Origin of the sequence: Acinetobacter sp. YH16052, assembly GCF_013417155.1 — a bacterium.
Classification (GTDB): Bacteria; Pseudomonadota; Gammaproteobacteria; order Pseudomonadales; family Moraxellaceae; genus Acinetobacter.
In genome coordinates this window covers 64,624-72,255 of record NZ_VPEO01000017.1, presented here as the reverse complement: position 1 = coordinate 72,255, position 7,632 = coordinate 64,624, and the positions used below count along the sequence as shown (strand labels likewise).

Sequence of the window (7,632 nt, the reverse complement as noted above, 5' to 3'; positions counted from 1 at the left end):
TCCACGTTCAGTAATCAATTTAACAGCTTCTTCTTTAAATTCTGGGGTGTATCGTTGTCCACTCATAATGTTCTCTCCTATGCAAAAAGAATAGACGAAATTTGTCTAGGAGAGTGGTGGCAGTCCATATCTAACTAAAAGGTGTCTACAAAATCGGTGGCTATTCAACCGGAAGATGCTGATACTGAACATCCAAAAGTAAAAGAACTGCATGAGCTTCTGGCATGGGCTGAAGGTATGGTGTGGTGTTCACCGGAACGCCATGGTTCTATGAGTTCCATCTTTAAATCGCAGATTGACTGGATTCCTCTGGCAGGGGGTGCAATTCGTGCCATTCAGGGAAAAACCCTTGCCTTGATGCAAGTCAGTGGGGGATCACAGTCCTTTAATAGTCTGAACCAGATGCGTGTTTTGGGGCGTTGGATGCGGATGATCACGATTCCAAATCAGTCTTCAATTCCAAAAGCATTCCTGGAATTTGAAGAAGATGGACGAATGAAGCCATCAGCATTCTATGACCGGATTGTCGATGTGATGGAAGAACTGTATAAGTTTACTTTACTAACCCGTGGGCAAAGTGCTTATTTGACCAACCGTTATTCGGAACGCAAGGAATCGGCTGAAGAGCTTTCCAAACGGGTAAATCAGCGTAGTTTATAAATTCTAGGTGATCAGAGAGACTGAAAAGTATCTTGAGCAATGGAAGGCTAATTTAAACGCTTGAAAATTTTATGAAATACGCCCAGTCTGATAAGCAGGCTGGGTTTTTATTTGATGACAATAAAGAAGGGGGGAAATATTTTGGCTCAATTACAAGCTGAAGTTGATGTGATCATCATCGGTGGTGGACAGGCCGGTTTGTCTACGGCTTATTTCTTAAAGCGTAAGAACATTCCGTTTATCATCCTAGATGATCAGCCTCAGCCTGGAGGTGCCTAGCAGCATGCCTGGGAGTCCTTGCGCCTTTTCTCCCCGAATAGCTGGAGTTCGCTGTCAGGCTGGATGATGCCGGCGACCGAACAGACCTATCCGACCCGCAATGAGGTGATCGATTATTTTACCGCCTATGAGCAGCGCTATCACTTTCCTGTAGTTCGTCCGGTGCGTGTGGAACGCGTGGAAAGTAAGGGCCAGTATTTAGAGGTTTATGCCGGGGAACAATCCTGGAAAGCCAAAGCGGCGGTAAGCGCTACAGGGACATGGAGCCAACCATTTATTCCCGAGTATGCCGGCCGTGAGCATTTTCAGGGCGTACAACTGCATTCCGCAGATTATAAAAATGCTGAGTTATTTAAAACCAAGAAAGTCATGGTGGTGGGTGGCGGTAACTCTGGTGCACAAATCTTGGCAGAAGTATCTCAGGTGGCCGAAACGCTTTGGATCACCCAGACACCGCCGCAGTTTCTGGCAGATGATGTCGATGGCCGTGTCCTGTTCTTAAGGGCGACTGAGCTCCTGAAAGCCCAGCAGGAAGGTAGAAAGATTGAGCAGCCCATTGGGGGGGTGGGTGATATTGTCATGATCGATTCAGTTAAAGATGCACGTGAGCGAGGCATTTTGCAGAGCAGGCGTCCATTTTCAGCTTTTACAGAACATGGCGTGATTTGGGAAGATGGCAGCACAGCGCATGTGGATGTGGTGATCTGGTGTACAGGATTTAAGGCGGCGCTGAATCACCTCAGCAGCCTCGGAATTATCCAGCCGGACCAGACCATTGCGGTTCAGAATGGCCGCTCTGTTCAGGTACCAAATTTATGGCTGGTGGGCTATGGAGAATGGACCGGTGCTGCTTCGGCCACGCTGGTCGGGGTTTCCCGGACAGCTCGGGCAGTAGCGGAAGACATCGCTGCATTTTTGGCCTGAGAGGATTTGATCCTGATTCAGTCGAGTGGATTGAGTGAATAGTATCTGTCTGCAACGAGCGTCATACCCGATGGTCTGATGCTCGTGATGATACGCTTGCATTGACGTTCGAATTTAATCAGGTAACTTATGCCCACAATGTGGACAGAAGAAATATTTGTTTTTTTCCTGCTCGAGTTGTTCTTTCTTACGCTCATGAATAAGTTCTAACAGGATATCCTGCATTTGTTCTTTGCTCAGTCCGACTTCTTTACGTAAAATTTCAATTTTTTCTTGATCTTCAATTAAGTCAATTTCTGCATCATCGAGCAGTTCACGAAATCTTAATTCCAGTTTGTGCTTGCGCTGTCTCAGCTCATTGGCCAGACCATTTGCCAGAATACCCGCAGGAAGCGCTGCCAGACCCACCCCTAAAATAGTAATTAAAGCCCCTAGAAAGCGGCCTAAGGGGGTGATTGGTGTCACATCGCCATAGCCGACTGTGGTCAGCGTCACCACCGCCCACCACATGGATGCAGGGATGGAGCTAAAGACTTCCGGTTGTGCCTTGTTTTCAACCACATATACTCCAGCCGCCGCGATGATGATCATGATCAGCAGGATAAAAATAACCGCCTGAAATGAGCCCTTTTCGCGCTTGATCACCCGCAATAAAATCTGCAGGGAGACGAAATAACGGGTTAATTTGAGTAATCTGAATAATCGAAGGATTCGCAGGAAGCGTAAATCGAGATGCACAAAGAAGTTAATATAGGCCGGGAGAATCGCCAACAGGTCAATGATGGCACCGCCACTACGGATCCATAACCATCGGTTTTTCCATGCACCTTCAAAGGGGTCTTTTTCCGCAATGGCCCAAAATCTTAATAAATATTCCAGGGTAAAAATAAAGATCGAGAATAATTCAAAGGCATCAAACAGCAGCTGATAGGATTGATAGAGGTCATTGATTGATTCAAGTAAAACGGCAGCAGTATTCCCAATAATCAATATAATCAGAAATATATTGATGACGCGACTTAAGATGCTTTCGTGTTCTTCATTATGCAAATTGTCATAAATAAATCTGCGAAGCTTATACCAGGCCTTGAATTCCATAACAGTGCATTACGGTGCGATAAGATGCTTTGAGTTTAGCGCAAGCCCGGCCATCGAAAGGAAATTTTTAAAAAATTAATCAGAACTGTGGGGTGGTGATTATCCTGGATTTTTAGGGCTAAAGCGAGTGTGCACGACTCTAAAATCCCCAAAGCATTCTGGTAAATCTCACTACGGAATACTTGAACGATACCGATACAATACTGCTTCAACAAATACCCTGTTGTCTTTGGCAGTTACTCAAACAGTACTTGCTCGTCCGGGCAACAGATCCTTAATCTGTTCCCACTGATCATCTCTTAATGCATAGCGTTTAGTCATGAAAAAATAATGAGGACAGATTAGATTTTTTTAAGCTAATTGGTGACAGGCCTAGTTGCATCAAGTGATCTTTTTTCTCTGGCATTTTTGTTTTCATAGAGGGGTCTTATTATTTTTATACCTGTTTCTATGCTAAAAATTAAAAGTGCGTTGTGACTGCCTGATCATAAACTTGAGAATACAGAGAAGGTTTTTGTTGAAGAAAAAGTTATTTGTATAAACAAAGGAAGTGATTTGAATTGGTGATATCTTTATTGGATGTTGAAAAGTAAGAATTTTTATTTCAAAAAATCTCTAGGGTTTTCGATTGTATTGAATTGATTTCAATGCGAAGCCCATAGGGCTGTCGGGCATTGAAAGAGAGCTGATAGCCATACTGTTTTAACAGGTTAGCGGTCAATGCCAGTCCTAAACCATGGCCGTGCTGCTGAGCAGATTTGCGCCAGAAGCGTTGTCCTAAATGTTGGATATCCTGTGCTGTCAGTTGCTGTCCATCATCTTCAATCACTAGGCAACCAGACTGCATGGAAATCCAGATATGGGCAGCCTGTGCATGCAGCAGGGCATTTTCAAGCAGATTTTTCAGTACGGTATACAGCACAAATTCAGGCAGCTGAATTTCGCCCAAGTTGTCCCAGTTTACTTGTATTTTTTTGTTCATTTCTGGATAGAGTGTACCTAAGTCTGTAAGAACTTTCTCAAGTGTGGGGCGAAGCCAGATGGCCTCAGGCATTGCCTGGATACTGTTTTCTGATTGGGTCAGCAATAAAAGCTGCTCGAGTAACAGCGTATAACGCCGGATACTCTCATTGGCCTGCTGCAAATTATGCTGAATGGATTCAGGCAGGTGCTGCTGCTGACCGATCAGCTGGGCCAGTTGTACATGGGTTTTAATTGCAGTCAGGGGACTGCGTAATTCATGTGCAGCATAGGCACTAAAGGCTTTCTCCTGTTGCAGACTGTCATTGAGTTTTTGAATCAACTGCGTGGAATTGTTGACAAAAGGCTGTACTTCTTGGGGAATACTTGCAGGCTTGAGCTGCATTAAAAAATCTGCCACCTCTGAATAGCTAAGGTTTTTCTGGTTCAGGTATTGACTGAGCTGATCCAAAGACCGGAACTGTCTGCGGATAATAAAGATGATCAGGGCAATACAGATCAGCAGTGAGAAGACCAAGGGAATCAGTACGGACTGCAGAATCTGCTGTAGTAAGGTATCCCTCAAGAACATACGTTCTGCTGCCACCACCTGAATATCGCCACGACGCAGAACATAACTGCGCCATTCCGTATCACCCTGCTGCCAGGTGCTGAATCCTTCTGGTCGCCGGCTTAAATTTTGGGGGGCACCGCGTGTTTTGGCAATCACCTGATTACCTAACGAGATGTCAGAGCTAAAAAGAGAAACTTCACAGGCAATTAACTGGTTTGCATCATCATTCTTGGCTAATTTGGATAAGGTTGCATCCCCTAGACTATCCAGCGGTAACTGCTGAATCAGCCGGGCAACCATTTGTGCAGATGCCGATAAGCGTTGATCCAGTGTGTCTTGTAAACGCTGTTTCAGGTCAATATACAGCCATGAAAATACTGCACTCCACAGCACAATAAACACGGCCAAAAGACTCATGACCAAACGCCATTTCAAGCTGTGACTAAACATGAAGCTGCTCAAACGGTTTAAAAATATATCCCACACCACGAATGGTCTGAATTAAATCTGGATGCAGTTTTTGTCTCAGGTGATAAATGTGTACATTCTTTGTTTGTTTTGTTCGCATTTAATCTGTTTGGAGCATTTCAGCTGTCCTTACCTAAAGGCATGTTACAGCGTCTGGATCAATGGCAGCAAAAGCAGAAGGGTGGCACGCTGATTGGTGCCGGTCTTATGGGCATGATCGCTGCACTGATTGTCGGGCCATGTATGAGTGCGCCGTTGGCCGGTGCCTTAATCTATGTGTCTCAGCTCAATCAACCGATGCTGGGAGCTAGTTATCTGTTCGTCTTAGGCCTTGGGCTGGGCTTGCCGCTATTTATTGCTGCCGTATTTGGGTCCCATCTTTTACCCAAACCTGGCATCTGGATGGATCGCCTGAAGTTTAGTTTTGGCTTTGTCATGTTGGCTCTGGCCTTGTATTTCGCCCGTCCATTATTGCCCGGCATTTTATACCTGGGCCTTTTGGGTGTGGTACTGATCACCTGTTCAGGCTACTTCTTGTTCAAGATGCTGCCTCATGTGCATCGGTCTGTATCGAAAATAGTCCTGATGCTGCTCAGTGGTTTACTGGTCTATGCAGGAGGCATGCAGCTCTATCATGTCTGGAGTCAGGTACAGGTCGCCCATGTGAAATCACGGCTTGAATGGCAGAGAGTCAGTACAGCCGCACAATTGCAACAGGTTTTAGCCAAACATCCTGCACAGCCGGTGGTGATTGATGTCTATGCAGACTGGTGTGTGGCCTGTCAACCGATTGAAAAGGAAGTGATTCCACGTAGTGATATCCAAGCGGCTTTACAAAATGTGGTTCGTATCAAATTAGACCTGACCCACTATCATCCAAGTCAGGATGAGCTGCTAAAAGAATGGCAAATCCTCGGTCCGCCCACCTTTATATTTTTAAATGCCGCACATCAGGAACAGCGCGAGTTGCGCTTGACAGGAACTTTTAGCGCAACACATTTGCTCGGTAAATTGCAGCAACTGCAAGGGGAACAACCATGATGATTTCAAGTGATGCGCTACATCTGGGACCTTTGATGTTGCCCTGGACACTCATAATTGTTGCCACTGGCTTGATGCTGTTATCTGCCGTGCTGTTTGGATTAGCCAGAAAGTATTCATGGTCTAAACAGCTGCTTGGACAAAGTCAGGATTTGCTGTGGAGCAGTTTTTTGCTGGGGATGCTGGGTGCGCGTCTTGTTTTCGTCCTGCTTAATGCCGAGCTGTATTTTGCAGCACCCATCGACATACTGAAAATCCAGGACAAAGGTTTCCATTTATGGGGAGGGGTGCTGATTGGTGCTTTGTGGTATGTCATTCGAAACAGACAGTTGCAGACCCGATTCAAAGCCATCTTGTTGATCATCTTTGTACTCTGGATCGGGCTTGGGCTCGCGTTCAAGTCCAGTCTAAAAACTGAAGCAGCGTTTCCTGATCTAGTCTTTGCTGGATTAGAACAGGAGCGTCTGGGTACAGACAAGATTTCACTCAGCCAATTCATTGGCCAGCCCACGGTAATTAATATGTGGGCGAGCTGGTGTCCGCCGTGTCACCGCGAAATGCCGGTGTTGGCAAAGGCTGCCAAGCAGCATCCTCAAGTGAATTTTGTCATGCTCAATCAGGGTGAGGAGGTAGCGACCGTAAATGCCTATTTAAGAAAACATCAGTTTCAATTTAAACATGTCCTGCTGGACCCATATGGTGAACTACCCCAGCAGCTGAATAGTTTTGGCCTGCCAACGACGCTGTTTTTTAATGCTCAAGGCCAGCTGGTCGAGCGGCATATGGGGGAACTCAGTCCGGCTATGTTGCAGCAATATTTAAATAGAATTTCAGATCAACCTTAAAAAATGGAAGGACTCAGTATGAACAAAATTTACCAGGTGCTTGGTGCAGGCATGTTCCTGATCATGAGCATGCACACACAGGCAAATATTAAACAGCATATTGAAAAACAGGGCTTTGTGTTTGTAAAACAGATTCCGGCACCGCAAGGAATGACCGGCTGGGTAGGGCATGAAGACCAGTATTCCAATACGGTATTTATCTCCAACGATGACAAATATTATATCAAGGGCGAACTGTTTGATGCACAAGGGAAAAGCCTTTCCAATGAACAGATTGAAAAGCATATGAAAAAAGCGGTATTGGGCGATGTCTGGAAAACCATGGAAAAATCGACCTGGATCCAGGATGGAAAGCCAGATGCACCACGGGTAGTCTATGTTTTTTCCGATCCGAATTGCCCATATTGCTATAAATTCTGGCAGGCGGCTCGGCCTTGGGTCGAATCAGGTAAGATACAGCTGCGTCATATTCAGGTCGGTGTGATCCGTCAAGAAAGCCGTGGCCAGGTGGCCACATTGTTAATGTCGAAAAATCCAGCAGCAGTTTTTAATGATATAAACAAGAATAAAGGCAAAAAGCAGCTCAAGAAAATGGAAAAGATTCCTGCCGAAATTGCTGCAAAAATTGATGCCAACCAGGCCCTAATGGGGAAATACGGCTTTTTCTCCACACCGTCGATGGCTTGGAAAAACAATCAGGGTGAATTTAAATCCACTCAAGGCCTGGCGATGGACGTCAAGGAAATTTTTGAACAATAAGATCGGATGAGATATGTCAAATTT

4 protein-coding genes and 5 pseudogenes are annotated in these 7,632 nt (G+C 45.4%); 5 read left to right on the top strand and 4 right to left on the bottom strand.

Translation table 11 applies throughout. From position 1 onward, the window contains the following. Positions 1-168: 168 nt before the first annotated feature. Both FTV42_RS12105 and FTV42_RS12100 read left to right on the top strand, forming a co-directional pair. Positions 169-660, top strand: a pseudogene (locus FTV42_RS12105) (NAD(P)H-dependent oxidoreductase); the annotation flags it as partial. A gap of 141 nt (positions 661-801) precedes the next feature. Then, positions 802-1,863 (top strand): annotated as a pseudogene (locus tag FTV42_RS12100) (ArsO family NAD(P)H-dependent flavin-containing monooxygenase). A gap of 114 nt (positions 1,864-1,977) precedes the next feature. Here FTV42_RS12100 and FTV42_RS12095 read toward each other — a convergent pair. The 4 genes and pseudogenes from FTV42_RS12095 to FTV42_RS12080 form a co-directional block, all read right to left on the bottom strand. Beyond that, positions 1,978-2,961 (bottom strand): potassium channel family protein, encoded by a 984-nt coding sequence (locus tag FTV42_RS12095; protein WP_004280160.1) that lies wholly within the window; start codon positions 2,959-2,961, stop codon positions 1,978-1,980. 174 nt (positions 2,962-3,135) lie between these two features. Continuing rightward, a pseudogene (locus tag FTV42_RS17830) lies at positions 3,136-3,282 on the bottom strand (IS5/IS1182 family transposase); the annotation flags it as partial. Between the two features lie 283 nt (positions 3,283-3,565). Next, positions 3,566-4,945 (bottom strand): ATP-binding protein, encoded by a 1,380-nt coding sequence (locus FTV42_RS12085; RefSeq protein ID WP_180038912.1) that lies wholly within the window; start codon positions 4,943-4,945, stop codon positions 3,566-3,568. After that, positions 4,938-5,042 (bottom strand): annotated as a pseudogene (locus tag FTV42_RS12080) (winged helix-turn-helix domain-containing protein); the annotation flags it as partial. The gene FTV42_RS12085 and the pseudogene FTV42_RS12080, both read right to left, overlap by 8 nt. Before the next feature lie 2 nt (positions 5,043-5,044). Between FTV42_RS12080 and FTV42_RS12075 the strand changes: the two are divergent. The 3 genes and pseudogenes from FTV42_RS12075 to dsbG form a co-directional block, all read left to right on the top strand. After that, positions 5,045-6,004: pseudogene (locus tag FTV42_RS12075) on the top strand (cytochrome c biogenesis protein CcdA); the annotation flags it as partial. Further along, positions 6,001-6,849, top strand: a complete 849-nt coding sequence (locus tag FTV42_RS12070; RefSeq protein WP_180038911.1) for a TlpA disulfide reductase family protein — start codon at positions 6,001-6,003, stop codon at positions 6,847-6,849. The pseudogene FTV42_RS12075 and the gene FTV42_RS12070, both read left to right, overlap by 4 nt. An 18-nt stretch (positions 6,850-6,867) precedes the next feature. After that, positions 6,868-7,608, top strand: coding sequence for a thiol:disulfide interchange protein DsbG (dsbG, locus tag FTV42_RS12065; protein ID WP_180038910.1), 741 nt, complete (start codon positions 6,868-6,870; stop codon positions 7,606-7,608). Positions 7,609-7,632: the final 24 nt, after the last annotated feature.

Excerpts from the sequence above, each read along its gene's own strand:
- dsbG (WP_180038910.1), top strand. The coding sequence starts at position 6,868 with ATGAACAAAATTTACCAGGTGCTTGGTGCAGGCATGTTCCTGATCATG.
- FTV42_RS12095 (WP_004280160.1), bottom strand. The coding sequence starts at position 2,961 with ATGGAATTCAAGGCCTGGTATAAGCTTCGCAGATTTATTTATGACAAT.
- FTV42_RS12085 (WP_180038912.1), bottom strand. The coding sequence starts at position 4,945 with ATGTTTAGTCACAGCTTGAAATGGCGTTTGGTCATGAGTCTTTTGGCC.
- FTV42_RS12070 (WP_180038911.1), top strand. The coding sequence starts at position 6,001 with ATGATGATTTCAAGTGATGCGCTACATCTGGGACCTTTGATGTTGCCC.